The following is a 23,730-nucleotide window of genomic DNA, read 5'->3' as shown; positions in this document are numbered from 1 at the left end:
CCCGATTCGGTTTGATCGCATCACGCTGAACGGTTGCAACCGGCGTTCGCCATCGCGCGAGCGCCGGGGCAGCGACAGGGCGCATGACCGGCCCGCAACGCACGCCGTGGCACGGCACCGGCGCGGCGTTTTTTTCCTCCATTCCTGCACCGTGCGTCGAGTACCGTTATGAACAAACGAATGTCTGCGGCAGTCTGGATCCTGCTCGCAATGGCGGCCGGCATCTTCATCGGCTACATGATCTACACGCAGTTTCCGGACAAGCAGTCCGCGACGGAAATCGCCGGCTACATCTCGCTCGTGTCCGACGTGTTCCTGCGGCTGATCAAGATGGTGATCGGCCCGCTGGTGTTCTCGACGCTCGTCGTCGGCATCGCGCACATGGGCGACGCATCAGCGGTGGGGCGCGTGTTCGTGAAGGCGTTCGGCTGGTTCGTCACCGCATCGTTGATTTCGCTGCTGCTCGGGCTGCTGATGGCGAACCTGCTGCACCCCGGGGAAAACCTCGGCCTGCCGCTGCCTGACGTCGGCGCATCCGCGCATCTCGCGACGTCCAAGTTCACGCTGAAGGATTTCGTCAGTCACATGGTGCCGAAGTCGATCGCCGAGGCGATGGCGAACAACGAGATCCTGCAGATCGTCGTGTTCTCGATGTTCTTCGGCGTCGCGCTGTCGGCGCTCGGCGAGCGCGGCAAGATCCTCGTCGCCGCGATCGATCAGCTGGCGCACGTGATGCTGAAGATCACCGGCTACGTGATGAAGCTCGCGCCGCTCGCGGTGCTGGCCGCGATGGCGTCGACCGTCGCGATCAACGGGCTGTCGATCCTGCTGAAGTTCGCGGTGTTCATGGGCGACTTCTACGTGAGCCTGTTCCTGCTGTGGAGCACGCTCGTGGTCGCCGGCCTGCTGTTCCTCGGCCGTCGTGTGTTCAAGCTGCTGGCGCTGATCAAGGAAGCGTTCATGCTGTCGTTCGCGACCGCCAGTTCCGAAGCCGCGTACCCGAAGATCCTCGACGCGCTCGACCGGTTCGGCGTGCGGCGCAAGATCTCCAGCTTCGTGATGCCGATGGGCTATTCGTTCAACCTCGACGGCTCGATGATGTACTGCACGTTCGCGTCGCTCTTCATCGCGCAGGCATACAACATTCATCTGTCGCTCGGCACGCAGATCACGATGCTGCTGGTGCTGATGCTGACGTCGAAGGGGATGGCCGGCGTGCCGCGCGCATCGCTCGTCGTGATCGCGGCGACGCTGCACCAGTTCGACATTCCGGAAGCGGGGCTGCTGCTGATTCTCGGCGTCGACACGTTCCTCGACATGGGGCGCTCGGCCACCAATGCGGTGGGCAACTCGATCGCCAGCGCGGTGGTCGCGAAGTGGGAAGGCGAGCTGATGTCGGAGTCCGAAGCGAAGGCGCATGCCGCACATCTCGATGCGGAACTGGAACGGCAGAACGGCGATCCGGCCTATGGCGCCGGTCGGGCGACGTCCGCTTAAGCGGCGCACGCCTCGTCGAGGGACGCCGCCAGCACCATCGCGGCGGCGTTGCCCGGCGTCGAGCCGAGCAGTTGCGGCGCATAGACGCTGTCGCCGGGCGCGATCGGCCGCCCCGACAGCGCGCAGACGCCGCGCTTGCGCGTCGTGAACAGCCGCCACTTCTGGTAACCGTAGTGGCCGGTGCATGCGTCGCGCCACGAAATCATCACGGTGTCGGCGGTGGGTCGCTCGAGCACGCTGATCGTTGGCTGGCTCGTCGCGTCCCACGACGGCAAGCGGTCGCGCGTGACGCTGCGCCGGCGCGGCGCGGCCCATGAGACGGACGGCATGTCGAAGCTGCCGATCGCGGCGACGGTCCTGAGCCAGGCGGCTGCACTGTTGCTCATGTCTGCTTTCCTCGAAACGTTACGCAATGTATCAAGACAGGCGGATGCGCGGCTGCACGCAGCCGTTGATCCGTTCGGCGATCCACAGCAGCGTCGCCTTGGGGAACCCGTGCAGCGCCTGCTGGTGTCGCCGGTACAGCATCAGATGGCTGAACTGGGCGAAACGCCCCTGGATGAAGCCGCCGCGGAAGAACCCGAATTGCCCGAGCGTGCCGAATGCGTCGTAGTCGCTGATCGACACGAGCGCGCCGAAATCGTGGAACGCGAACGGCGGCAACGGCTTGCCGTCGAGCCACGCGGGCAGGTGTTTCGCGAGATGCTCGGCCTGCTGGGTCGCGACCTGCGCGGTCGGCGGCAGCGGCCGCTCCTGGCCGTCGGGTTGCAGGCTCGCGCAATCGCCGATCGCGAACACGTGTTCGTCGGCCGTGGCCTGCAACGTGGGCCCGACCATGATCTGGTTCGCGCGGTTCGTATCGAGCCCGCCCAGCGCCTGCATGAAATCGGACGCCTTCACGCCGGCCGCCCACACCATCAAATCCGCTTCGGCAAACGAACCGTCGCCATAGTGGAAGCCGTTCGCATCGGCCGACGTGACGCGCGTCGACGTCAGCACGTGAATGCCGATCTGTTCGAGCCGGCGCTGCGCGGACGCGGAAATCCTCGGCGGAAACGCGGCGAGGATGCGCGGGCCGCTTTCGAGCAGCGTCAGCTGCAGCCGCTCGCGCACCGTCGCATCGCCATACGCCTGCGCGACTTCCAGCAGCCGGCTCAGCTCCGCCGCCAGCTCCACGCCCGTCGCGCCCGCACCGACGATCGCGACGCGAAACGGCTCGTCGCGCGCGATGCTGCGGAACACGCGCATCCGCAGCGCTTCGTTGAAGGTTTCGGCCTGCTGCTGGCTGTCGATGAAGTAGCAGTGCTCGCGCACGCCCGGCACGCCGAAATCGTTGGCCTGGCTGCCGAGCGCGAGGATCAGCACGTCGTATTCGAGCTCGCGCGCGTCGAGTAGGAGTTCGCCGTCCGGCGAGCGGATCTCGCCGAGCTGCACGCGGCGGCGCGCGCGATCGAGCCCTTTCAGTTCGCCGGGCTGGTACGTGTAGCCGTGGTCGCGCGCGTGGGCGAGGAAGATCACCTGCTGTTGCTGCACGTCGCGCGTGCCGGCCGCGATCGTGTGCAGCATCGGCTTCCACACGTGGGTCGGGCTGCGGTCGACGACCGTGACCTGCGCGCGGCCGCTACGGCCGAGGCGTTCGCCAAGGCGGGTCGCGAGCTGCAAGCCGGCGATTCCGCCGCCGATGATGACGATGCGGGCAGGGGAAGTAAGGGTTGTCATGGATAAATCATCACGTGATGAATAAGGTATGATCCTAGCGCTTCCCGGCTTCGCGTGTCAACGGAGCGCGGCGGCGGCGGCCCGGCTCCGGCGACGCGAAACCGGGGCACGAACACGGGCATTCGAATCAATCAACAGGAGCAGGAATACGTGGCTGAAGTCACTGAGTGCGCGCCATCGAAGCGGCGTACGCGCGGGCGGCCGCTGGCGGACGCGTCCGTCGGTCCGGACGTGATATTGCGGGCGGCGCGCCGCACGTTCGCGAAGCGCGGCTACGATGCGACGAGCGTGCGCGAAGTCGCGCGCGAGCTGGGCGTCGACGCGGCGCTGATCGCCCATCATTTCGGTACGAAGGAAACGCTGTGGTTGGCGGTCGTCGAGCAGATCGCCGAGCTGGCCGAGCCGATGTTCGATGCGTTGCGCGCGCTGCGCACGTCGTCATTGCCGCATCGCGAGCGCGTGCGGCGCGCGATCGAGCTGTGCGTCGATCACGAATTCGACGAGCCGGACATCGGCATGTTCTTCTCGACCGCGGCGACCGAGGAGGGCGCGCGGCTCGACCGGCTGCGGGAGCGGATCGTGCGGCCGTATCACGACGCGATGTTTCCGCTGCTGGCGGAGGCCGTCGACGCCGGCGCGATCCGCCCGGTCGATCCGGATGTGCTGTTCTTCATGATCGCGAGCGCGGTCGGCACGACGGTGTCGTATAGCCACCTGATTCTCGAGTTCACGTCGTTGCCCACGCGGCAGGATGCGTTCCGGCAGGCCGTGCTCGACGTCGCGCTCAACTTCCTGCTCGACTGAGCGCCGTGCGCGCGACGCGCGCGATCACGTCGCAGCCGCCAGCCCCAGCGTGCCAACCGCGTGCCGCGCGGTGTCGCGCAGCGCGTCGACGAGCGGCGACGGCGTCCGGTACGCGATCGCCAGTTCGTACGCGAGCGGGCTGCCCGCACCCGTCAGTTCGCAGAACGTAATGCCTTGCGGCTGCATTGGCACGAACAGGCGCGGCATCAGCGCGACACCGATGCCGCCCGCGACGAGTCCGGCCGTCGTCTGCATCTGGCGCGGCTGCTGGACCACCCGCGGCGCGAAGCCGGCCTGCGCGCACGCCGTCACGATCCGCGCATGCATGCCGGGCCCGTGATGCGCGGCAAACAGCACCCACGGTTCGTCCGCCAGCTCGGCCAGCGTGATGCGGCGGCGCGCGAGCCGGTGGCCGTCGGGCAGCGCGGCGACCATCCGGTCGCGCAGCAGCGGCTCGACGTGCACGTCGCCGGCATCGGCCACCGGCAGCACGACGAGGCCGACATCCGTACGGTCCTGACGCAGCGCGAGCACCTGCTCGGCGGTCGTGCCTTCTTCCAGCTGGAAATCGACGTCCGGATGCCGTTCCTGGAACGCGCGGAGGATCAGCGGCAGCAGTGCGTTGACCGTGCTGTCGACGAACCGCAGCCGCAGCGTGCCGCCCAGGCCGGCGCCGGCGCGTCGCGCCACGGCCACCGCGCGCTCGGCCTGCTCGAGCGCGCGGCGCGCTTCGAGCAGGAATGCATCGCCGGCCGGCGTGAGCGTCGCGCCGCGGTTGTCGCGTTTGAACAGCGCGACGCCCAGCTCTTCCTCGAGCTTGCGGATGGCCGCGCTGAGCGGCGGCTGCGCCATGTGCAGGCGCTCGGCGGCGCGCCGGAAGCTGAGCGTTTCGGCGACGGCAATGAATTGCCGGAACTGGCGCAAATCGATCATTGCGATACCTTTCGCGTATCGGATGGTCATCGAATTCGTATTTTACCTATCGCCGTGCATTGTCCAGACTGCCAATGTCATCAATCGTCAACACCGAGGCAAGGAGGGCAGGTCATGACAGGCAGCGAACGGCAACGTACGGCAATCGTCACGGGCGGGTCGAGCGGAATCGGCTTCGCGATCGCGCGCCGGCTGGTGGAGGATGGGTATCGCGTCGCGATCGTCGGGCGCGACGCGGGACGGCTGGAGGCAGCCGTCGCCCGGCTCGGCAACGCGGCGATCGGGCAGGCGGCCGACCTGAGCGTGCGGCGCGACGCGGCGTCGGCGGTCGCCGCGATCGTCGCGCGGTGGTCGCGCATCGACGTGCTGGTCAACAACGCGGGGCTGACGGGGCGGGTCGGCGCGGACACCGAAGCGGGCGACGCCGAAACCGTATGGGATGCCGTCCTCGCTGCGAACCTCAAAAGCACGTTCATCACGACGCTGGCCGTGCTGCCGCACCTGGCCGAGCGCGCCGCGCGGATCGTGAACATCGGATCGATCGCGGCGCGCGCCGGCAGCCTCCTGCCGGGCGGCCTCGCATATGCGGCGGCGAAGGCGGGGGTCGAAGGGTTCACCGTCGCGCTGGCGCGCGAGCTCGGGCCGCGCGGCGTCACGGTCAATACGGTCGCGCCCGGCTATATCGCCGAGACGCGCTTGTTCGGCGATGCCGGCGTCGCACCGGCCATCGCGGCGACGATCCGCGAGCAGACGCCCGTGGGACGCGCCGGCCATCCGGACGACATCGCGGACGCGGTCGCATGGCTCGCCGGGCCGCGCGCGGCATTCGTCACCGGCGCGACGATCGCGGTGAACGGCGGCTGGCGGGTCGGGTGACGCGCAAAGGCGGCGCGGCGCCGCGCGTCGCGCCGGCCGCGTGCGTCAGTCGAGATCGGGCGGCGTATCGCCGAGCCAGCGCCGCGCGCCGGGGCCGTTGCGCCCCGCGCGATCCTCGGGATTGGTCAACTTGCAGCGCTTCAGTGACAGGCAGCCGCAGCCGATGCATTCGTCGAGGTTGATGTAGAGCCGCTGCAGCTCCTCGATCCGGTTCGCGACGCGCTGCTTCCAGCCGCGCGACAGCCGCTGCCAGTCCTTGTTGGTCGGCGCGGTGTCTTCCGGCAGGCTCACGAGCTGCTCGGCGATCTCGTCGAGCGAGTAGCCGATCTTCTGCGCGAACACGATGAACGCGATCAGCCGCAGCACCGCGCGCGAATAGTGGCGATGGCTCGAGCCGTTGCGGTGCGACTTGATCAGCCCGCGCATCTCGTAGAAGCGCAGCGTCGACGCCGGCACGCCGCTGCGCGCGGCCACTTCGCGGATCGACATCAGCGGCCATTGCGGGGTTTCGTCCATACCCATGACGCCCTCTGGAAAAGCTTGACTTGAAGTTAACTTCAACTTTTATGCTACGCGGCAGTTTAACCCGTCGCGAGGCATCATGCTCCCCTTATCCCTACGCAGGACGTCGCCTTTGGGCGCGGCCTGCGCACTGCTGCTGGCGTTGTCGGGCTGTCACGACGGCAAAGGCGAATCGTCGGCTCATCCCCTTCCCGAAGTTGGCGTGACGACCGTCGCGCCGCGCACGATCCGCCTCGCGGACGAATTCAACGGACGCGTCGAAGCGGTCGACGCGGTCGAGCTGCGGCCGCGCGTGAGCGGCTATCTGCAACGCGTCGCGTACAAGGAGGGCGACCTCGTCGCGCAGGGCGCCGTGCTGTTCGAGATCGATCCGCGTCCGTACCGGATCGCGCTGGACCGCGCGAATGCGCAGCAGCAGCGGGCGCGCGCGGCCGCGAGCCTCGCGAACGTGCAGCTCAAGCGCGTGCAGACGCTGATCGATGCGCATGCGACTTCCCAGGAGGAGCTCGACAACGCGCGTGCGAGCGCCGAGCAGGCGCGCGCCGATCTGCAGGCGGCCGACGCGGCCGTCGCTGACGCGAAGCTCAATCTCGGCTTCACCGAAGTGCGTGCACCGATCGCGGGCCGCGTCGGCCGCGCGATCGCGACCGCCGGCAACCTCGCGCGCGCGGACGACACGCTGCTGACGACCGTCGTGTCGCAGGATCCCGTCTACGTGTATTTCGACTGCGACGAGCAGAGCTACCTGCGCTACAACGCGCGGCGCGCCGATCCGAAGCATCGTGCGATCGGCGCCGATCCGGTGCGCGTGGGCCTCGCGAACGAGACGGGCTTTCCGCACGCGGGCACCGTCGATTTCCTCGACAACCGGCTCGATCCGCAAACCGGCACGATCCGTGCGCGGGTGCGGCTGTCGAACGCGGACCATACGTTCACGCCGGGCCTCTATGCACGCGTGCAGCTCGTCAGCGGCCGCGCGCAGGATGCGCTGCTCGTCGACGACAAGGCCGTGCTCACCGACCAGGATCGCAAGTACGTCTACGTGATCGGCGCCGGCGACAAGGCGCTGCGTCGCGACGTGACGATCGGCCGCGAGCTGGACGGCGAGCGGATCGTCGAGAAGGGGCTGCAGTCGGGCGATCGCGTGGTCGTCGACGGCGTGCAGCGGATCTACTATCCGGGCGCGCAGGTGAAACCAAAGGGGCTGCCCGCGCGCGCGGATGCGGGCACCGGCACCGGCCCGGACAGCGGCACGCAGGCCGTGGCCGATGCCGGCGCGCCCGCTGCGCGGTAACGGGAGAATTGCGATGGATTTCTCCCGATTCTTCATCGACCGGCCGATCTTCGCGGTCGTGCTGTCGATCGTCATCTTCGCGATCGGCCTGATCTCGATTCCGATGCTGCCGGCCGGCGAATATCCGGAAGTCGTGCCGCCGAGCGTCGTCGTGCGTGCGACGTACCCGGGCGCGAACCCGAAGGAAATCGCCGAATCGGTCGCCGAGCCGCTCGAAGAGGCGATCAACGGCGTCGAAGGCATCATGTACATGAAGTCGGTCGCGGGCTCGGACGGCAGCCTGCAGGTCGTCGTCACGTTCCTGCAGGGCGTCGATCCCGACACGGCCGCCGTGCGCGTGCAGAACCGCGTGAGCCAGGCGCTGTCGCGCCTGCCCGACGAGGTGCGCCAGTATGGCGTGACCACGCAGAAGCAGTCGCCGACGCCGCTGATGTACGTGAGCCTCTATTCACCGGACAACAGCCGCGATTCGCTGTACCTGCGCAACTACCTGACGCTGCACGTGAAGGATGAGCTGTCGCGCCTGACCGGCATCGGCGACGTCGGCGTGTACGGCTCCGGCGACTATGCGATGCGGCTCTGGCTCGACCCGAACCGGCTGGCATCGCGCGGGCTGGCCGCGAGCGACGTGATCGCCGCGGTGCGCGAGCAGAACGTGCAGGTGTCGGCCGGCCAGCTCGGCGCGGAGCCGTCGCCGAACAAGAACGACTTCCTCGTGTCGATCAACGTGCGCGGCCGGCTGCGCACGGTGCAGGAATTCGGCGACATCGTGCTGCGCAACGGCGACGACGGCCAGGTCGTGAAGCTGTCCGACGTCGCGCGCATCGAGCTCGGCGCGGGCGACTACACGCTGCGCTCGTATTTCAACGACAAGCATTCGGCCGTGGTCGGCATCTTCCTGTCGCCGGGCGCGAACGCGCTCGAGGTCGCGAAGGCCGTGTATGCGAAGCTCGACGAACTGTCGAAGCGCTTCCCGCCCGGTATCGCGTATCGACCGGTATGGGATCCGACCGTGTTCGTGCGCGAATCGATCCGCGCGGTGCAGCACACGCTGATCGAGGCCGTCGTGCTGGTCGTGCTCGTCGTGATCCTGTTCCTGCAGACCTGGCGCGCGTCGATCATTCCGCTCGTCGCGGTGCCCGTGTCGGTGGTCGGCACGTTCGCGTGGCTGTACCTGCTCGGCTATTCGATCAACACGCTGACGCTGTTCGGGCTCGTGCTCGCGATCGGGATCGTCGTCGACGATGCGATCGTGGTGGTCGAGAACGTGGAGCGCAACATCGCACGAGGGCTGAGCCCGCGCGATGCCGCGCACCAGGCGATGCGCGAGGTGTCGGGCCCGATCGTCGCGATCGCGCTCGTGCTGTGCGCGGTGTTCGTGCCGATGGCGTTCATGTCGGGCGTCACGGGCCAGTTCTACAAGCAGTTCGCGGTGACGATCGCGATCTCGACGGTGATCTCCGCGATCAACTCGCTGACGCTGTCGCCCGCGCTCGCCGCCAAGCTGCTGCGTCCGCACGGCGCGCCGAAGGATGCGCTCACGCGTGCACTCGATCGCGCATTCGGCTGGCTGTTCCATCCGTTCAACCGCTTCTTCGAGCGCAGCTCCGATCGCTATCACGGGGTCGTCGGGCGCACGCTGAAGCGGCGCGGCATGGTGTTCGCGGTTTATGCGGCTCTGCTCGCGGCGACCGCGCTGCTGTTCAACGCGGTGCCGGGCGGCTTCATCCCCGTGCAGGACAAGCTGTACCTGTTCGCCGGCGCGAAGCTGCCGGAAGGCGCGTCGCTGGCGCGCACCAGCGCGGTGACCGAGCAGATGACGAAGATCGCGCTCGGCACCGACGGCGTCGAGATGGTGCCGGCGTTCGCGGGGCTGAACGCGCTGCAGGGCGTGAACACGCCGAACATCACGAACTCGTACGTGATCCTGAAGCCGTTCGACCAGCGGCACCGCAGCGCCGCGCAGATCAACGCGGACCTGAACGCGCGCTTCGCGGCGATCGGCGGCGGCATCACCTATGCATTGATGCCGCCGCCGATCCAGGGCCTCGGCAACGGTTCGGGCTACTCGCTGTACCTCGAGGATCGCGGCGGGCTCGGCTACGGCGCGTTGCAGAACGCACTGAGCGCGTTCCAGGCGGCGGTCGCGAAGACGCCCGGGATGAGCTATCCCGTCAGCGCGTACCAGGCGAACATCCCGCAGCTCGAGGTGAAGGTCGACCGGCTGAAGGCGAAGGCGCAGGGCGTCGCGCTGACCGACCTCTTCAACACGCTTCAGGTGTATCTCGGCTCGATGTACGTGAACGACTTCAACGCATTCGGCCGCGTGTACCGCGTGATGGCGCAGGCCGACGCTGGGCACCGGCAGACGGCCGCCGACATCGCGAACCTGCGCACGCGCAACGCGAAGGGCGAGATGGTGCCGATCGGCTCGATGGTGACGGTCGCGCCGGCGTACGGGCCGGACCCGGTCGTGCGCTACAACGGCTATCCGGCTGCGGACCTGATCGGCGATGCCGATCCGAAGGTCATGTCGTCGTCGCAGGCGATCGCGAAGCTGCAGCAGATCGCGAAGGACGTGCTGCCGCCGGGCATCACGCTCGAATGGACCGACCTCAGCTACCAGCAGGTCACGCAGAGCAACGCGGCGATCGTCGTGTTCCCGCTCGCGGTGATGCTCGTATTCCTGGTGCTCGCGTCGCTGTACGAGAGCTGGACGCTGCCGCTCGCGGTGATCCTGATCGTGCCGGTCTGCATGTGCGCGGCGCTGTTCGGCGTATGGCTGTCGGGCGGCGACAACAACGTGTTCGTGCAGGTCGGGCTCGTCGTGCTGATGGGGCTCGCGTGCAAGAACGCGATCCTGATCGTCGAATTCGCGCGCGAGCTTGAAATCCAGGGCAAGGGCGTGATCGAAGCGGCGCTCGAAGCATGCAAGCTGCGGCTGCGCCCGATCGTGATGACGTCGGTCGCGTTCATCGCGGGCTCGGTGCCGCTGCTAATCGGCAGCGGCGCGGGCAGCGAGGTGCGCGCGGCCACCGGCGTCACCGTGTTCGCGGGGATGCTCGGCGTCACGTTGTTCGGCCTGTTCCTCACGCCCGTGTTCTATGTGGCGATCCGCAAGCTCGCGGGCGGCACGCCTGCCGTCTGGAGCGAACAGCACGCCACCCTCGAAGGAGAAAACCGATGAGCGCCGCTTTCCGTCTTTCCGCGCTCGCGATGTCGGTGACGCTCGCCGCGTGTGCGGTCGGCCCCGATTTCAAGCGGCCCGACACGGCGAGTGCCGCGCGGTTCGCGCGCGACGCGCGTCCGGCCACGCAGGATGCGGCGGCGCCCGATGCGTCGGTCGATGCCGACGCCGTGTTCTGGCGCGGCTTCGGCGATCCGGCGCTCACGCAACTGATCGATGCGGCGCTCGCGGCGAACCAGGACCTGCAGGTTGCCGTTTCGCGCTACGACGCATCGAACGCGTTGTTGTCGCAAGCGACGTTCGACCGTTACCCGACGCTGACCGCGAGCGGCCAGATCGGCCATCAGCTGATGAGCAAGGATCAGGCGTTCGGCGCGCCGCGCAGCCAGCGCGATACGCCGATTTCCAGCGTCGGGATCAACGCGGCCTGGGAGCTAGACCTGTTCGGCCGCGTGCGCCGCTCGATCGAGTCGCAGCGTGCGGAAACGGCTGCCAGCGCGGCGGACGTACGCGCGGTGCGCGTCGCGATCGCCGGCGAGGTGGCGAGTACGTACGTCGATCTGCGCGGCTCGCAGGAGCGGCTGCGGATCGCCCGCGAGAACGCCGAGAACCAGAAGCAGACGCTCGCGCTGATCAAGGCGCGCGTCGGCGCGGGGCGTGGCTCCGAACTCGACGCGGCGCGTGCGCGCGCGCAGTACGAATCGACGACGTCGCGGATCGCCGTGTACGAAGCCGCGATCGGCGTCGACGAGCATCGGCTCGCGGTGCTGACGGGGCAGACGCCGGACGCGCTGATCGGTCGTTTCGATACGCCGGAGGGCGCGCCGGCGCCGCTGCCGGCGCTTGCCGCGGACATCGATCCGGGCACCCCGGGCGACCTGCTGCTGCGGCGCCCGGACGTCGCCGCCGCGCAAGCGCGGCTGCACGCGGCGACCGCGCGCGTCGGCGTCGCAACGGCCGACCTGTTCCCGCGCTTCACGCTGGCGGGGCTGCTCGGCAGCGCGACCAGCAGCTACGGGTTCTTCCGCGCGGGCAGCGACACGAACCTGATCGCGCTCGGCATCGACTGGTCGTTCCTCGACGTCGGCCGTGTGCGCGCGCGGATCGCAGCGAGCGACGCGGAAGCCGCGGGCCAGCTCGCGCAGTATCGGCAGACCGTGCTCGGCGCGCTGGAGGAAACGGAGAACGCGCTGCTGCGCGTCGCGCGCACGCGCGACGAGACCGCCCATCTGGTGCGTGCCGCGGACGATAGCGCGCGCGCCGCGCAGCTCGCGCAGACGCGTTTCTCGGCCGGTGCGATCGACTACTACGAAGTGCTCGACGCGCAGCGAACGCTGCTGCAGGCGCAGGACGCGGCGGCCGACGGGCAGATGCGCAGCGCGACGTCGACGGTCGCGCTGTACAAGGCGCTGGCGGGTGGCTGGCCGTCGGGACCGGCGCAGGCAGCGTCGGGTCCGCTGGCGGGCCCGGGCCGGTCGTGCGTGCGGCTTCGGGGCGGGCGGGGTATTGCGTCCGCCCCGAAGCCGCGCGGCTGACTCCGCATCGCGGGCTCGGCGCTCACGCACCCCGTTGCCGGCCCCAGGGCGCCGCATGGATTGATTGCAGTCGATGCGGCGCCGATCGCACTGATCGGCACGATCGCGATCGCGTTCATCTTCGTCGGCCGTTTCTGGTTCAACCTCGTCGAAAGCGTCGCGACGTTCTCGACGTTGATCGACACGTTCAGCTGCCCGTGGATGGCGATCATGGTGATCGGCTACGTGACGCGCCGCGGCTTCTATCTCGCGGACGACCTGCAAGTGTTCAACCGCGGGCTGCGCGGCGGCCATTACTGGTTCACGCACGGCGGGAACCTGCGCGCGATGGGTGCGTGGTTGCCGGCGGCGTTCGTCGGGCTGTCGTTCGTGAACCTGCCGGGCCAGTTCGTCGGGCCGCTCGGCAACCTCGCGGGCGGTCTCGATCTCAGCGTGCCGGTGTCGCTGGCGGTCGGCGGGTTGCTCTATTTCGTGTTGCTGATGGTGTATCCGGAAGCGGAGGGCGTGTACGGTCCGCGCGGCCGCTGCTTCGTGCGCGGTGGCAAGCAGGCCACGCGCGGTGTCGGCGCCCCGGTGATCCAGCCGAAGGGGTACTGAGTGCCGCGTCGCGTGTCGGCTGCGGTGCGGATCAGTGGAACGTGCTGCCCGCGAGCATCCCGCCGTCGACGATGAATTCCGAGCCCGTGCAGTACGCGGATTCGTCGGACGCGAGGAACAGCACGAGGCTCGCGACTTCGTCGGGTTTGCCGATCCGTGCGATCGGCAGCCCGCTATAGATCGACGACGGGTCGAAATCCGCGTATTCCGGCGGGCGCGCCATCACGGTATCGATGCCGCCCGGGTGGACCGAATTCACGCGGATTCCGTAGTGACCGAACTCGAGCGCGGCGGCCTTCGTCATCCCGCGCACCGCGAACTTGCTCGACACATACGCGCTGCCGCCGGCCACGCCTTCCATCCCGGCCGTCGACGACACGTTGACGATCGAGCCGCCGCCCGCGTCCTTCAGCGCGGCCAGCGCCGATTTCATCCCGAGCCAGCAGCCGACCTGGTTCACGTCGATCACCTTGCGATAGTCGTCGAGCGAACAGGATTCGATCGGCACGAGCTTCAGGATCGCCGCGTTGTTCACGAGGATGTCCAGCCGCCCGAAATGCGCGAGCGTTGCATGCACGGCGGTGTGCCAGTCGTCTTCGTTCGTCACGTCGAGATGCTGGTAGCGCGCGGCGTCGCCGAGTTCGGCCGCGACGCGGCGGCCCGCGTCGTCCAGCACGTCGGCGATCACCACACGTGCGCCTTCGGCGACGAACCGGCGTGCCTCCGCTTCGCCCTGGCCGCGGGCGCCGCCCGTGATCAATGCCACTTTGCCTTCGAGTCGTTTCATCGTGTTTGCTCCTTTGAGTGAAGGGGGACGCGCTCGGGCCCGCTCATGCGGCGGCCGACGCGTCGATGATGCGGACCGGATCGGCGCCGTCCCATGTGCGCGCTTCGGCGATGCCGTGCGCGATCATGGCGCGCATGCCGGCGCCTTCGATCACTTCGACGCGCACGCCGGGATCGTCGGCGTCGTCGAGATAGGCGACGCGCGTGGCCGGGTTGCGCGCTTCGAATACGACGCGCAGGCCGCGTTCGGTGAGCCGCGTCACGGCGGCATCGAGATCGTCGACCACCCATGCGACGTGATGCAGTCCCGCGAGTGGTTGGCCGTGCGCGTCGCGGTACGGCGACGGCGCGTCGTTCGTCACGTGGATCAGTTCGATCTGCAGATCGCCGCGATACGCGAGCGCGACGTTCATCGTGACCGTCACCGCTTCACCGAGATAGCGGCCGTCGAGGCGGACGTGGCGGAACACGGTCCACGGGCCCACGTCGTGACGGGCCTGCCAGCGCGCGATGCTGCGGTCGAGATCGGCGACCACATAGCCGATCTGGTCGATGGGGCCGAGGACGGGGTCGTTCATGGTGTCTCCGTGGCGGGGCGCGCGAATGCGCGGCGCCGTTCGGTGCGGGATGCGGCGTGCGATGAATGACGGCCATGATGGCAACAAAGCCGGCGCTGCGTGCCACCCAAACGGATTAGCTGCGGGGTCCGGATTGCGCCGGATGTCGTACGGCGCAGCGACGATGCGGGCGCGCGAGGTGATGAAGAAGGGAGGGGCGATCCGCGCGGTATCCCGTGCTCGGCCCCGGCTGTATGCATTTGCCGGGGCGGCATTGGATGATTGGGTTATCCGAACGTTTCGAGGGTGCTGCTCGCGCGCGCGTGGTTGCGAAGGGGGCAACGTATGCGTGGCGATCGCGGCTTGAGGCGCGCGATCCATCGTGATTGGGGCGCGTGCGATCGGCTGCCGTCTGGAGCCGGTTCGGGCGCCGATTAGCCGCCTCGCACGCCGGCGCGCCGGCGCGCCGTCCTGCCGTCGAACGGCGCCGGGTTGTCCGCCGTACGGTGTTGCGCCGACCGAAAGCCGGCGCGGGCGACCGCCTAACGCCAGGTGCCGTCGACGTAGACCCACACCGGCCCTTGGCGCCGCCAGTAGCCGGGCACCCACCGACGCCCCGGGCGCCGCGCGACCCAGCGGCCGGACACCCATATATAGTGGCCGCGCTGCCAGCGCCAGTAGCCGTCGGTCCAGACATAGCCGTGCGGCCGCGGCGGCGGCGGCCGGCGATCGTGCCGCGGTGCCGGCGGCGCGAAGCCCGGGCGATCGGGATAAGGCGGCCTGCCGGGCCCGTGGTTCGGTCCGGGCGGCCGGTATCCCGGCGGTGCGGGCTGAGCCGAGGCGGTACGCAGCCAGCCGCCGGTGGCCGCGACGGCGGCGGTTAGTCCGATGGCGCGCAACAACGAGCGTCGATTCATGGCGGGTCCTCTTATATGTAGTCGGGTCCGCCGTACATTAGCCTCCCGGTCTCGTGGCCGGGTTACGCAGGCCGTTAAGGCTGTTACTGCATGTCACGAGGACCCCAGTGGTCATCCGCTGGGGCCGGGCCAATCTCCGTTGCAGCCGCCGGCGACGGCGCATGGGGCCGGCCACGGCCGCGCGGATGAGTGTTTACCGTTTGATCGCCGGCTTTTAGGCGGTGCGGCCCGGTATTTGAGATTAATTTGGGTAAAAGTTACCGATTTCGGGCGCTTCAGCGATTCCGCTTGTTGTTTCTATGCAACCGTCAAGACGCTGACACGAAGGAATGGTGGGATAGAAGCGTCCAAAAAACAGTCGTCAAGAAGTCAAAAAAAGACGTTAAAACAAATACTTATAACTCGTCCCCACTTTCATTATTTCTAGTTCTGGAAAAGCTTATTTCTTTATTTGCAGATCGCGCCCCTAGGGTACACCCCTAAACTCACGGTTCCCAAACGGGCAACTATCCGGGCGCGGCCAGCAGGACCGATGGCGCTCCCGGACGGTTGCAGACCGTTTATGAACAAGGTCGCGAGACCTGCCTCTTTTTAGAAGGGAGCTCCACGAATGAACAAGACTCTGATCGTTGCAGCAGCTGCAGCATCGTTCGCTACCGTCGCTCACGCGCAAAGCAGCGTCACGCTGTACGGCGTGCTGGACGCAGGCATCACCTACACGAGCAACGTCCAGCCGGCACTCGGCCAAGCTGGCAAGTCGCGTTGGGCGATGGGTTCGGGCATTGACCAGAGCCGTTTCGGCCTGCGTGGCTCGGAAGACCTGGGTGGCGGCCTGAAGGCAATCTTCACGTTGGAAAGCGGCTTCGGCATCGGTAACGGCAAGCTGGGCAACAACGGCGGCATGTTCAACCGTCAAGCATTTGTCGGTCTGTCGAGCCAGTACGGCACGGTCACGCTGGGTAAGCAGTATGACGCAACGCAAGACTACCTGGCGCCGCTGACGGCAACGGGCTCGTGGGGCGGCACGTACTTCGCGCACCCGCTGAACCTCGACCGTCTGAGCACGACCGGCGACGTCGCAGCGAACAACACCATCAAGTTCACGAGCGCGAACTACGCTGGCCTGCAATTCGGCGGCACGTACTCGTTCTCGAACAACACGAACTTCGGTAACAACCGTGCGTACAGCGCAGGCGTTGCATACCAGTTCCAAGGCCTGAAGCTGGCGGGTGCATACTCGCAAGCGAACCTGGGTGACGGTACGAACGCAAACGGCGCGACGTCGTCGGCAATCGGTGGCGTTGCTAGCCAAGGCCGCGTCCGCACGTACGGTGCTGCTGCTGGTTACGCATTCGGCCCGGCACAAGTCGGCGCTGCATGGACGCAAGCACGTCTCGACAACAACGCAGTTGGTCTGGGCACGCTGCGCACCGACAACTACGAAGTCAACGCAAAGTACAACCTGACGCCGGCTCTCGGCCTGGGTGCTGCTTACACGTACACGAACGCGAAGATCAACAACGGCAGCACGCACTGGAACCAGTTCGGCCTGCAAGCTGACTACTCGCTGTCGAAGCGCACGGACGTCTACGCACAAGCTGTGTACCAGCGTGCAGCGAAGAACGGCATTGGCGCATCGATCTACAACGGCGACAGCTTCAACAACAACCTGCCGAGCTCGTCGATCAACCAAACCGCAGCAACGGTTGGTCTGCGTCACCGCTTCTAAGCGTGACAAGCGGGGTAACCCGCTTCGCAGTATCGAAAAAGGCGCCTTCGGGCGCCTTTTTTTCGCCTGTCGGATACGGCGACGACGGTGCGTATCGCCCGGACGCAAAAAAACGAGGCTCAGGGCCTCGCTTTTTGTTTGGTATGGCCGAGGTACGCTGCCGGCCCGCAGCGGCGTCAGCGCGTGTATTCGCCGTTGGCTTCCGGCTGGAACACGATCGCCGCGACCTTCATCAGCTTTTCGACGCCGCTCGGCTGCAGCACCTTCACCAGTTGCCCGCGTTGCGTGCCCAGCAGCGCCATGCCGACCGGCGAGAACACGTTCAGGCGTCCGAGTTCGAGATTGGCGGCGTCCGGATAAACAATCGTCCAGGTGGCCTGTTCCTGGGACGCTTCGTCGAGCAGCGTGATCTGCGAGTTCATCGTGACGACGTTCGCCTTGATGGCGTCGGGCTGGACGATGTCCGCGCGCTCGAGCAGCGTGTCGAGCATCGCCTGGAAGCGCGGGTTGTGTTCAGCGTGCTTCTCGAGGCGAGCGACGTCGACTTCGCTCAGCTGGTAAAGGCGTTGTTTCATGGCAGTTCTCCAAATGATCGGCAGGGGGCAGGCGTGGCGTGCCTATGGGGATCGCCCGGAGCCTGTCTGACCTGGCTCCGGGAGGAGACCGTGCCGTCAGATCAGGCGCCGGGCAGGGGCGAGCGGCGCCTGGGCCGTGCGTCGAACGCAGGGGGGCGCCGGATGACCGGCGCGCATGCACACGCCGGCGGGGCCGGACGGCGAAACCGAAAGAGGCGTGGGCGCGTGCATGGTGGATAGGGTACCGACGGGTGAATAAAGCCTTACGATTCTACAACACAACCTTCCGGATCGGCGATTCGGGCGTCGGCCTTCCGTCAGGCATTGTTGTGGAAATGCTTTAAGTGATGGCGATCCAGTGAGGCGGCGGCGGTGGATATTTTCCAAAAACGCAACGCTGTATGTTCAAACCAAGGGTTTCCCCTTGGTGTCGCGAGCACTACACTTGATTCCATCGCTTCAGACAGTCCTGCCGGGAGCGACGCCAAAACAGAACACATTTCGGAGGTCCATCATGAAGTCGATCATCTACGCAGCGATCGCTGCATCCGTCCTTGCCGCCCCGATCGCATCGTTCGCACAGTCCGAGCAGGGGTTGACCCGTGAACAGGTCCGGGCCGACCTCGTGCAACTCGAACAGCACGGCTACAAGCCGGTCGCGAGCGATTCGCAATATCCGCAGGACATCCAGGCCGCGGAACAACGGATTCAGCCGAACCAGCCGATGCTTGCCCAAGCCGATACGAGCGGCTACGGTGCGGTGGCGACGAGCGCAGGCCAGTCGGGCCGCCGCGTCACGCGTGAAGCCCCGAATCCCGTGAACTCCGTCTACTTCGGCAACTGAACATCCCGGGTCTGCCCGAGCACAGCATGTGACCGACGGGACGCGCGGCGCTAGCGCGCGTCTGCGTCAGCAGAGCAGAACCTCCGTCGCCGCATTCCGGCGGCTTTTCCGCCCAGACGCTCGCGCGTTTGGGCCTTTTTCGCTGGAGTGGATCAGACGGACGTGACCGCCGGGGTGCCGTGGATATAGTGTTCCAACTGGCTGATCGTGAATTGCTGGTCGGCAATCACGCTCTTCACGAGGTCGCCGATCGAGATCAGGCCGATCAGCTTGCCGCCGTCGAGGACGGGCAGGTGGCGCATCCGATGCTCGGTCATCAGCGCCATGCACTCGTCGGTGGATTGCGACGGTTCGACGTAGCGCACCTTGGCCGTCATGATTTCCTCGACGCGGGTGGCTTTCGACGAACGGTCCTGCAGCACGACCTTGCGCGCGTAGTCGCGCTCGGTAACGATGCCGGCGATGTCGTCACCGTCGACGACCAGCAGTGCGCCGATTCCCTTTTCGGCCATCAGCTTGATGGCGTCGTAGACGAAATCGGTTTTCGTGACGGTATAGATCGTGCGGCCGGAATCCGGCTTGGCCTTGAGAATTTGCGCGACAGTCGTGCTCATTTGCTTTCTCCGTGTGCGGGACGATGCAGGGAAGGCAGGGCGTGATGCGCGGCACCCGATGGGCCCAGTATAGCCGGGCCGACTGAGGCAGTCGCGTGACGTTTCCAGATTAGCGGTAAACTCCGGTCACGCACTATCCACACAACTCCTACATTCCTGATCGTTTCGACTCAATTCATGATGTCTTCGCGTCCCCAATCGCCCACGCCGGGCAATGGCCAGGCCGACGAGTGCGTGACGCTCGTCGCCACCGCGTCGCTGCCCACGCGCTACGGTACGTTTACGTCGTACGCTTTCCGCGTATCGGGCAGCGATGCCGAACATCTCGCGCTCGTGATGGGTGACGTCACCGGCGAGCAGTCCGTGCTGGCGCGGCTGCATTCCGAGTGCCTGACCGGCGACGTGTTCGGCTCCTACCGCTGCGATTGCGGCGAGCAGCTCGATCTCGCGCTGCGCTACATCGCGGCGGAAGACCGCGGCGTGCTGCTGTATCTGCGCGGCCACGAAGGGCGGGGCATCGGCCTGAGCAACAAGATCCGCGCCTACGCGCTGCAGGAGCAGGGGCGCGATACCGTCGAAGCCAATCTCGACCTTGGCCTGCCCGACGACGCCCGCGAATACGACTCGGCCGCCGCGATCCTGCGGATCCTCGGCGTGACGTCGGTGCGCCTGATGAGCAACAACCCGAAGAAGTTCGACACGCTCGTGAAGCACGGCATTCCCGTCTGCGAACGCGTGGCGCTCGCGGTGCCCATGCGCGAGGAAAACGAGCGTTATATCCGGACCAAGCAGGTGAAGTTCGGGCATTACTTCGAAGAAAACGAGTAACGAAAACAAGGGGCTCTGCGGAGCCCCTTTCTCCATCTGGCTCTCACGCCTCACAGCCTTTCTGGTAAAGGGTTTGAGCCGAAAGTTGCGTTTGTCAGGTGGCTTGTCTGCACTTGACGAAATAGGCGAAAACTTGGCACTCTGGCGTGACATTTTTCTATGCCAGACCGAAAAGCTACGCTGCGGTCTTGGCCTCCAACAAAAACCTACGCCGACCGCTGATGAGATTCGACGCACGAACCGCGAGCAAGCTGCCTGCGGGCCAGCACATGACCTTTGACGGATTCCCGGGGCTCCGCTTCCAGGCCAGCGAGAGCCGTCGTTCCTGGATCTACCGATACAAATCCCCCATTGACGACCGGATGCGTCAGGTGAAGCTCGGCGAGTGGCCGGCCATGGGGTTTCCCGCGGCGATTTCTGAATGGGAGCAAAAGCGAGCGGAGCGCGATGCCGGGGCCGATCCTGCTGCTGCAAAGCGCGAGAAGCGCGCTGCGGTTGCCAGTTCGCGCGCCGTCGACGCATACACCGTCAAGCAAGTGTGTTTCGACTACATGGGCGGCTATCTGGAGCCGAACCGGAAGGACAAGGGCGTGATCGAGGTTAGGCGGATGTTCAAGGCGATGCTCGGCCCGATTGAGAGCGTTCCGGCTGCGTCGATAACTCGTGCGCAGGCGTTCGAATTCTTGAATTCCTATCGTGCCACGCCGGCGCTCGCTGCGCGCCTCCGCATGGAGCTAGGCGGAGCATGGGACTATGCGATGGACGCTGGGAGGTTGTCCGACGGCACGCCGAACTGGTGGCGAATGATCCTGCGCGGCAAGCTTCGCAGCAAGGGGCGCACGATCGACGGCGTCGCCATGGGCACGAAAAAGCGGGTATTGAGCGAGGATGAGATCGGCACGCTGCTCCGCTGGCTGCCGAATATGAGCCTAACGGTTTCCGACGCGATCACGTTGTATCTGTGGACGGGCGCCCGCGGCGGCGAAATCATTTCGATGGAGTCGCGCGAAATCGCCGACGAGGCGGACGGCCTATGGTGGACCGTGCCGAAGGAAAAAACCAAGAACTCGTGGCGCGCGAAAGCAGGGGATTTGCGGGTGCCGCTCGTTGGTCGAGCCGAGGCCGTTGTCCGTCGACGCAAGGACCAGGCCGTGAATGGCTTTCTGTTCCCGACGTCGACCGGCGAGATGATGAAGCAGACCGTCATTTCGCACGGCATTTACTATCATCAGCCGTACTGTAAGCAGGCGCCGAATCATAATCGGCCGCGGCTACCTGTCACGCACTGGTCGGCTCACGATTTGCGGAGGACCGCCCGAACTATGCTTGCCGCACTTGGGTGCCCGCATGATGTCGCGGAGGCGGTACTTGGTCATATTCAACCCGGTGTCGCCGGCGTGTATAACCGGCACCACTACGATCGGGAGCGCCGAGAGTGGCTCACGCACCTGTCGCAGTTCCTTGAAGAACTGGCGCTCCGGTATCCGACGAAGTAATTGGGTCTAAGGCTCGACTAGACCGAACAGACAGCGTCAGATCGTCGGACTCAGTTCGGCCAATTCCCGTCATATACCTGGTCGCCGCCTTGGACATTCAAACGACGGATTTCCGCCCGTTAGCGCTCCTTCGCCTCGCGGGAGTTCTCGGATTGCCAGCCATGATCGCACTCTCTGCATGCCCGATCAGAACGCAGAGCGGATCGTGCCACCATCGACGCGGATCGTGGCGCCGCTCACGTAGTCGGCATATGGGCTTGCGAGATAAGCAACCGCCGCCGCGATCTCTTCAGGACGGCCAAGGCGGCCGACGTCGTTGGGCACCATGTCGCGAACGCAGCCGCGCTCAATCTCCTCCCACGTCTGACCCCATCCGCGCTGCGGAGCGATGTTCTCGAGCAGTTCCCTGACGGCTGGCACGAGAATCACGCCAGGTGCCACAACATTCGAGGTCACGCCGGAGTCCTTGAGGTCGCGCGCCAGTGAAACAGCTAGGTTGTGCCTAGCGGCAAGCGAGGCGTTGTAGTCAGGCTGCATCGAGACCGGCTGACCGGCAAGTCCGCCGCCGATCTGAATCACGCGGCCCCACCCGCGCTCGCGCATGGCTGGCACCAGCCGCTGGATCATGCGCACGGCGGACAGGACGTTGACCTCATAGGTCTCCATCCACTTGTCGGGTAAGGCAGTGCTCCAGTTCAGATGGTGATAATAGCCAGCGTTATTGACCAGTATGTCGATGGTTCCACCTTCGGTCGCCTTGGCAACCACGGCATTGGCGCCCGCATCGGTTGCCAGATCGCCCAGCGCGACTTCGGCATGGCCGCCTGCCACTGTGATCGCCGCCGCGACCGCCTCTGCACGATCACTGCTGCGGCCATGCACAACCACTGTTGCACCCTCCGCAGCCAGCAACTTGGCAATCGCCTCACCTAGTCCGGCCGTCGATCCCGTCACCAGCACGCGCTTTCCGCTCAGATTCAGATCCATGAGTGTTTCCCTCGATCACATTAAATTTATACAATCGTATACTTCTACACCCAAAAAATCTACAGGTGTTTGATTAATGAAGACGCTCGGCAAAAAAGGCGCGGCTACCCGCGAGGCGATCCTCGCATCCGCGCGACAGGCATTTACGCAATCGGGCTACGATGTCGGCGTACGCGAAATCGCTGAGAACGCGGGAGTCACCGCGATGCTCGTGAATCGTTATTTCGGGTCCAAGGAACAGCTGTTCGAGGAGGTAGTTGACCTGGTTCTTTCGGCTCCGGGCATCCTCACGCGGGAAGTGATGACGAACGCGCCTGACGTATCGACGCTATGCCACGATGTTGCTGCCGCGCTTGTTGCGAAGACTGCACCGGACATCACATCGATGGACGGGTTTCTCATCATGCTGCGATCGACCAACAATGGGCAGGCCACAGCCATTCTGCGCAGGAAGTTTGAAACGCACTTTGCCCGACCGTTATCTGAGCTGCTGCCCGGCGAAGAAACCTCGCAGCGGGCCGCAATGTTTCTAGCCGTCATTGCCGGCTTCCAAGTCATGCGACAGGTCGTCGAGATGGCCGCATTGGCGCAAGCCAAACCGGATCAGTTGGAGCGACAACTAGAGGCGCTCTTCGGGTTGCTAATTATTGGAACTCCGATCAAGCACTTGACTGGCTGAAGTGTTGCGATACATCGAGCGGGCTAACACCAAAGCGGCGGTAGCGTTGGTGGGAAGAGCGGGAAAGGGCAGTGCAAATATTGCCTAATGGCGGATATGGCACATGTTTGAGCCGTCCGCGCATAAAAGCCTGACTGACCGCGAAGGGTCGATGACGGCCGTTGATGAGGTGACGGCGATGTGACCTCAGACGTGATCTGATGCTGACTGAGAGGTCAGGCCTTGGCTTGCGCAAGTGATCTTGCGGCGCCGGTTGCTATGGCCGGTATTGGGGGGAGGCGCGAGATCCGATTCAGGGCACGCCTCTGCCCAGGCTTCAATCTCGCGCGTCAGCCATGCTACCCGGCGGTCGGAAAGCAGGCGCGGCTTCGGAAATTTTCTCTCCCGTACCAGTTTCTGGACGGTCGCTTCCGATAGCGAAAGCGCGATTGCCACTGCAGGCAAGTCGAGGTAGAGCGGCTTTATGGTGGTCGATGCGGGCATGCTACGATCCCTCTGTCTCAAAATGGTGTTGAATCAATGCAGAAGAAATTTGTGATGCGCGGGTACGAGATGAACTGCGAACCGCGCGTGACGGAGGACGGCAAGTACGCCGCCCAGGTCGAGGTAACGAAGTTGGGATTCAGCCGTGAGGCCGCGTTCCGCGCGCTCGGCACGTTCGATACCGAGGCCGAGGCTGTCGCCTACGCGAAGGAGTTTTCGGAAGAGTGGTTGAGCCGGTACGCGTGACGATCGATAGCCCATGCAGTGCCTG

At 65.9% G+C, this 23,730-nt stretch carries 22 protein-coding genes and 2 pseudogenes; 13 read left to right on the top strand and 11 right to left on the bottom strand.

Annotation, left to right across the window (positions count from 1 at the left end):
* Positions 1-168 precede the first annotated feature (168 nt).
* Positions 169-1,497, top strand: a complete 1,329-nt coding sequence (locus tag LMA02_RS25875) for a dicarboxylate/amino acid:cation symporter (protein WP_228908065.1) — start codon at positions 169-171, stop codon at positions 1,495-1,497.
* Here LMA02_RS25875 and LMA02_RS25870 read toward each other — a convergent pair.
* A complete protein-coding gene (locus LMA02_RS25870) occupies positions 1,494-1,883 on the bottom strand; it encodes a DUF3331 domain-containing protein (RefSeq protein ID WP_228908064.1) in 390 nt (129 codons plus the stop codon). The genes LMA02_RS25875 and LMA02_RS25870 overlap by 4 nt on opposite strands.
* 31 nt (positions 1,884-1,914) lie before the next feature.
* Positions 1,915-3,216, bottom strand: coding sequence for an NAD(P)/FAD-dependent oxidoreductase (locus tag LMA02_RS25865; RefSeq protein WP_228908063.1), 1,302 nt, complete (start codon positions 3,214-3,216; stop codon positions 1,915-1,917).
* Between the two features lie 150 nt (positions 3,217-3,366).
* Between LMA02_RS25865 and LMA02_RS25860 the strand changes: the two genes are divergently transcribed.
* Entirely contained in the window at positions 3,367-4,020 is a 654-nt protein-coding gene (locus LMA02_RS25860) for a TetR/AcrR family transcriptional regulator (protein ID WP_228908062.1), read from the top strand.
* A 24-nt stretch (positions 4,021-4,044) separates the two neighbouring features.
* Here the strand turns inward: LMA02_RS25860 and LMA02_RS25855 are convergent, their stop codons facing one another.
* On the bottom strand, positions 4,045-4,953 hold the full coding sequence (locus tag LMA02_RS25855) for a LysR family transcriptional regulator (protein WP_228910012.1): 909 nt from the start codon (positions 4,951-4,953) through the stop codon (positions 4,045-4,047).
* A gap of 114 nt (positions 4,954-5,067) precedes the next feature.
* Here LMA02_RS25855 and LMA02_RS25850 point away from each other — a divergent pair, with 114 nt between their 5' ends.
* Complete coding sequence (locus LMA02_RS25850) at positions 5,068-5,829, top strand: SDR family NAD(P)-dependent oxidoreductase (protein ID WP_228908061.1); 762 nt, start codon at positions 5,068-5,070, stop codon at positions 5,827-5,829.
* 45 nt (positions 5,830-5,874) lie between these two features.
* Here the strand turns inward: LMA02_RS25850 and soxR are convergent, their stop codons facing one another.
* Positions 5,875-6,351, bottom strand: coding sequence for a redox-sensitive transcriptional activator SoxR (soxR, locus tag LMA02_RS25845; protein ID WP_175699326.1), 477 nt, complete (start codon positions 6,349-6,351; stop codon positions 5,875-5,877).
* Positions 6,352-6,430: 79 nt separating this feature from the next.
* Between soxR and LMA02_RS25840 the strand changes: the two genes are divergently transcribed.
* The 4 genes and pseudogenes from LMA02_RS25840 to LMA02_RS25825 all read left to right on the top strand — a co-directional run.
* On the top strand, positions 6,431-7,645 hold the full coding sequence (locus tag LMA02_RS25840; RefSeq protein WP_228908060.1) for an efflux RND transporter periplasmic adaptor subunit: 1,215 nt from the start codon (positions 6,431-6,433) through the stop codon (positions 7,643-7,645).
* Between the two features lie 13 nt (positions 7,646-7,658).
* The gene (locus LMA02_RS25835) at positions 7,659-10,832 is read left to right on the top strand and encodes an efflux RND transporter permease subunit (protein WP_228908059.1); all 3,174 of its coding nucleotides are present in this window, start codon (positions 7,659-7,661) and stop codon (positions 10,830-10,832) included.
* A pseudogene (locus LMA02_RS25830) lies at positions 10,829-12,301 on the top strand (efflux transporter outer membrane subunit); the annotation flags it as partial. The gene LMA02_RS25835 and the pseudogene LMA02_RS25830, both read left to right, overlap by 4 nt.
* A 156-nt stretch (positions 12,302-12,457) precedes the next feature.
* A pseudogene (locus tag LMA02_RS25825) lies at positions 12,458-12,964 on the top strand (cytosine permease); the annotation flags it as partial.
* Positions 12,965-12,995: 31 nt separating this feature from the next.
* Here the strand turns inward: LMA02_RS25825 and LMA02_RS25820 are convergent.
* The 3 genes from LMA02_RS25820 to LMA02_RS25810 form a co-directional block, all read right to left on the bottom strand.
* A complete protein-coding gene (locus tag LMA02_RS25820) occupies positions 12,996-13,751 on the bottom strand; it encodes a glucose 1-dehydrogenase (protein ID WP_228908057.1) in 756 nt (251 codons plus the stop codon).
* 43 nt (positions 13,752-13,794) lie between these two features.
* The gene (locus LMA02_RS25815; RefSeq protein WP_228908056.1) at positions 13,795-14,328 is read right to left on the bottom strand and encodes a VOC family protein; all 534 of its coding nucleotides are present in this window, start codon (positions 14,326-14,328) and stop codon (positions 13,795-13,797) included.
* Positions 14,329-14,849: 521 nt separating this feature from the next.
* The gene (locus tag LMA02_RS25810; RefSeq protein ID WP_124604462.1) at positions 14,850-15,224 is read right to left on the bottom strand and encodes a YXWGXW repeat-containing protein; all 375 of its coding nucleotides are present in this window, start codon (positions 15,222-15,224) and stop codon (positions 14,850-14,852) included.
* Between the two features lie 610 nt (positions 15,225-15,834).
* Here LMA02_RS25810 and LMA02_RS25805 point away from each other — a divergent pair.
* Complete coding sequence (locus LMA02_RS25805; RefSeq protein ID WP_124604464.1) at positions 15,835-16,953, top strand: porin; 1,119 nt, start codon at positions 15,835-15,837, stop codon at positions 16,951-16,953.
* A gap of 176 nt (positions 16,954-17,129) precedes the next feature.
* Here the strand turns inward: LMA02_RS25805 and LMA02_RS25800 are convergent, their stop codons facing one another.
* Positions 17,130-17,528 carry a GreA/GreB family elongation factor gene (locus LMA02_RS25800; protein ID WP_166724745.1) on the bottom strand — a complete coding sequence of 133 codons (399 nt, stop codon included), beginning with the start codon at positions 17,526-17,528 and terminating at the stop codon, positions 17,130-17,132.
* 514 nt (positions 17,529-18,042) lie between these two features.
* On the opposite strand from LMA02_RS25800, the gene LMA02_RS25795 reads away from it, so the two are divergent.
* Entirely contained in the window at positions 18,043-18,372 is a 330-nt protein-coding gene (locus tag LMA02_RS25795; RefSeq protein WP_228908055.1) for a DUF4148 domain-containing protein, read from the top strand.
* Between the two features lie 152 nt (positions 18,373-18,524).
* On the opposite strand, the gene LMA02_RS25790 is transcribed toward LMA02_RS25795, so the two are convergent.
* A complete protein-coding gene (locus LMA02_RS25790; RefSeq protein ID WP_006761840.1) occupies positions 18,525-18,986 on the bottom strand; it encodes a CBS domain-containing protein in 462 nt (153 codons plus the stop codon).
* A 177-nt stretch (positions 18,987-19,163) separates the two neighbouring features.
* On the opposite strand from LMA02_RS25790, the gene ribA reads away from it, so the two are divergent.
* Both ribA and LMA02_RS25780 read left to right on the top strand, forming a co-directional pair.
* The gene (gene ribA, locus LMA02_RS25785) at positions 19,164-19,814 is read left to right on the top strand and encodes a GTP cyclohydrolase II (RefSeq protein WP_006752576.1); all 651 of its coding nucleotides are present in this window, start codon (positions 19,164-19,166) and stop codon (positions 19,812-19,814) included.
* A 221-nt stretch (positions 19,815-20,035) separates the two neighbouring features.
* Positions 20,036-21,310, top strand: a complete 1,275-nt coding sequence (locus LMA02_RS25780) for a tyrosine-type recombinase/integrase (RefSeq protein WP_228908054.1) — start codon at positions 20,036-20,038, stop codon at positions 21,308-21,310.
* Between the two features lie 186 nt (positions 21,311-21,496).
* Here LMA02_RS25780 and LMA02_RS25775 read toward each other — a convergent pair whose 3' ends face one another.
* Entirely contained in the window at positions 21,497-22,297 is an 801-nt protein-coding gene (locus LMA02_RS25775; protein ID WP_228908053.1) for an SDR family NAD(P)-dependent oxidoreductase, read from the bottom strand.
* A gap of 76 nt (positions 22,298-22,373) precedes the next feature.
* Between LMA02_RS25775 and LMA02_RS25770 the strand changes: the two genes are divergently transcribed.
* Entirely contained in the window at positions 22,374-22,976 is a 603-nt protein-coding gene (locus LMA02_RS25770; RefSeq protein WP_228908052.1) for a TetR/AcrR family transcriptional regulator, read from the top strand.
* Positions 22,977-23,162: 186 nt separating this feature from the next.
* Here the strand turns inward: LMA02_RS25770 and LMA02_RS25765 are convergent, their stop codons facing one another.
* Positions 23,163-23,459 carry a helix-turn-helix transcriptional regulator gene (locus tag LMA02_RS25765; RefSeq protein WP_228908051.1) on the bottom strand — a complete coding sequence of 99 codons (297 nt, stop codon included), beginning with the start codon at positions 23,457-23,459 and terminating at the stop codon, positions 23,163-23,165.
* Positions 23,460-23,495: 36 nt separating this feature from the next.
* Between LMA02_RS25765 and LMA02_RS25760 the strand changes: the two genes are divergently transcribed.
* Entirely contained in the window at positions 23,496-23,705 is a 210-nt protein-coding gene (locus LMA02_RS25760) for a hypothetical protein (protein WP_228908050.1), read from the top strand.
* Positions 23,706-23,730: the final 25 nt, after the last annotated feature.

Source organism: Burkholderia sp. B21-005, assembly GCF_020843965.1.
Lineage (GTDB): Bacteria > Pseudomonadota > Gammaproteobacteria > Burkholderiales > Burkholderiaceae > Burkholderia > Burkholderia ambifaria.
The sequence above is the reverse complement of the archived record's forward strand: the minus strand, read 5'-3'. Positions and strand labels throughout refer to the sequence as shown.

Coding starts and splice junctions, on each gene's coding strand:
- LMA02_RS25875 (WP_228908065.1), top strand. CDS start 169: ATGAACAAACGAATGTCTGCGGCAGTCTGGATCCTGCTCGCAATGGCG.
- LMA02_RS25870 (WP_228908064.1), bottom strand. CDS start 1,883: ATGAGCAACAGTGCAGCCGCCTGGCTCAGGACCGTCGCCGCGATCGGC.
- LMA02_RS25865 (WP_228908063.1), bottom strand. CDS start 3,216: ATGACAACCCTTACTTCCCCTGCCCGCATCGTCATCATCGGCGGCGGA.
- LMA02_RS25855 (WP_228910012.1), bottom strand. CDS start 4,953: ATGATCGATTTGCGCCAGTTCCGGCAATTCATTGCCGTCGCCGAAACG.
- LMA02_RS25850 (WP_228908061.1), top strand. CDS start 5,068: ATGACAGGCAGCGAACGGCAACGTACGGCAATCGTCACGGGCGGGTCG.
- soxR (WP_175699326.1), bottom strand. CDS start 6,351: ATGGGTATGGACGAAACCCCGCAATGGCCGCTGATGTCGATCCGCGAA.
- LMA02_RS25840 (WP_228908060.1), top strand. CDS start 6,431: ATGCTCCCCTTATCCCTACGCAGGACGTCGCCTTTGGGCGCGGCCTGC.
- LMA02_RS25835 (WP_228908059.1), top strand. CDS start 7,659: ATGGATTTCTCCCGATTCTTCATCGACCGGCCGATCTTCGCGGTCGTG.
- LMA02_RS25820 (WP_228908057.1), bottom strand. CDS start 13,751: ATGAAACGACTCGAAGGCAAAGTGGCATTGATCACGGGCGGCGCCCGC.
- LMA02_RS25815 (WP_228908056.1), bottom strand. CDS start 14,328: ATGAACGACCCCGTCCTCGGCCCCATCGACCAGATCGGCTATGTGGTC.
- LMA02_RS25810 (WP_124604462.1), bottom strand. CDS start 15,224: ATGAATCGACGCTCGTTGTTGCGCGCCATCGGACTAACCGCCGCCGTC.
- LMA02_RS25805 (WP_124604464.1), top strand. CDS start 15,835: ATGAACAAGACTCTGATCGTTGCAGCAGCTGCAGCATCGTTCGCTACC.
- LMA02_RS25800 (WP_166724745.1), bottom strand. CDS start 17,528: ATGAAACAACGCCTTTACCAGCTGAGCGAAGTCGACGTCGCTCGCCTC.
- LMA02_RS25795 (WP_228908055.1), top strand. CDS start 18,043: ATGAAGTCGATCATCTACGCAGCGATCGCTGCATCCGTCCTTGCCGCC.
- LMA02_RS25790 (WP_006761840.1), bottom strand. CDS start 18,986: ATGAGCACGACTGTCGCGCAAATTCTCAAGGCCAAGCCGGATTCCGGC.
- ribA (WP_006752576.1), top strand. CDS start 19,164: ATGATGTCTTCGCGTCCCCAATCGCCCACGCCGGGCAATGGCCAGGCC.
- LMA02_RS25780 (WP_228908054.1), top strand. CDS start 20,036: ATGAGATTCGACGCACGAACCGCGAGCAAGCTGCCTGCGGGCCAGCAC.
- LMA02_RS25775 (WP_228908053.1), bottom strand. CDS start 22,297: ATGGATCTGAATCTGAGCGGAAAGCGCGTGCTGGTGACGGGATCGACG.
- LMA02_RS25770 (WP_228908052.1), top strand. CDS start 22,374: ATGAAGACGCTCGGCAAAAAAGGCGCGGCTACCCGCGAGGCGATCCTC.
- LMA02_RS25765 (WP_228908051.1), bottom strand. CDS start 23,459: ATGCCCGCATCGACCACCATAAAGCCGCTCTACCTCGACTTGCCTGCA.
- LMA02_RS25760 (WP_228908050.1), top strand. CDS start 23,496: ATGCAGAAGAAATTTGTGATGCGCGGGTACGAGATGAACTGCGAACCG.